Source organism: Methanoregula sp., from assembly GCF_002835825.1.
In the GTDB taxonomy this organism is placed as follows: domain Archaea; phylum Halobacteriota; class Methanomicrobia; order Methanomicrobiales; family Methanospirillaceae; genus Methanoregula.
The window spans coordinates 1-1,297 of the sequence record NZ_PIZH01000590.1; the positions used below are offsets into that span (position 1 = coordinate 1).

At 61.4% G+C, this 1,297-nt stretch carries 1 protein-coding gene; it reads left to right on the forward strand.

All coding sequences use genetic code 11. The features are described from left to right. Positions 1-1,168 (forward strand): phosphoadenosine phosphosulfate reductase family protein (locus tag CW742_RS13590; RefSeq protein ID WP_292421286.1); only part of this gene is annotated, 1,168 nt, incomplete at its 5' end. Between the last annotated feature and the right edge of the window lie 129 nt (positions 1,169-1,297).

Consider the following 1,297-nt stretch of genomic DNA (forward strand, 5'->3'; position numbering starts at 1 on the left):
GGAAGATGTGATCGCTGGCGGCGATGTTGCGAGCATCATCCGGTACTTCCCGGACAACCGTACATGGGAGGCGGTGCCCCGGCCCGAGGCCTGCAAACTCTTCACGCCAAAAAGACGCGTTGTCGGAGTGAGTGACGACGCGGTTCCGTTCATCCGCGACCAGGGTATGAGCGTGCGCCGGCCGGGGATGGTCTCGATTGACGATTCGGTCAGGGCCGTGGATGAAGTTTTCATCATGGCACCTGACGGGACCTGCATCGGGGTAGGTCGGGCAAAAGTGGACGCAGGCGTAGCCCGGGCCATGGAGAAGGGCTCCATTGTCCGGACCCGGCGGAACATTGCGTCGCAGATCGTACCCGGCAGAGCCAGCTGGGATGATGCGGTGCGGGCCAATGCCCGGGTGCTTGAGGAGGCAGAAGCAGAAGCGGTCGCGTTTGTCAGGTCCGTGACGGAAAGAAATCCCGGTCTCGTGGCGAATGTCTCCTACTCCGGGGGAAAAGACAGTCTTGCGACCCTGCTCGTGGTGAAAAAGGCGATCGGGAAGATCCCCATGCTCTTTGCCGACACGGGCCTCGAATTCCCGGAAACCTACGAGAATGTCCGTATTGTAGCAGAAAAGTACGGCCTTGAGGTGATCCGGACCGATGGCAACAACACGTTCTGGGAGACATTTGCAAAGCAGGGCCCGCCGGCGGTCAATGCCCGCTGGTGCTGCCGGGTCTGCAAGCTGACGCCGGTACTGGACCTGATCCGGGAGAGATGGGGGGAATGTCTCTCGTTCATCGGCCAGCGGCGCTACGAGTCTGCAACGCGGGCGCAGAGCGACCGGGTCTGGCGGAACCGGAACGTAAAAGTCCAGCTCTCGGCAGCCCCGATCCATAACTGGACCGCAATGCATGTCTGGCTGTACATCTGGCGCGAAGAAGCACCGTACAATGCCCTGTACGGGCACCGGCTGGACCGGATCGGTTGCTTCATGTGCCCGTCAAGCGATATGGCATTACTGCACATGATCGCCGGGGATTACCCGGATCTCTGGCAGGGCTGGACGGAAAAACTGGTCGAATGGCAACAGGCACGGGGGCTTCCGGCAGCATGGGTTGCAGATGGGCGATGGAGAATCAAAGAAGGCAGGGCAGAGGATAATGACACAGATAGCCATTATTGATTACGGGGTCGGGAACCTCCGGAGTGTCATGCGGGGGCTGGAGAAGGCCGGTGCAGCCATTGTTGTCCCGTGCTATCCGGATGCAATCGCGGCTGGGGGGGGCCGCTGCCTCCCGGGGGCGGGGGCGGT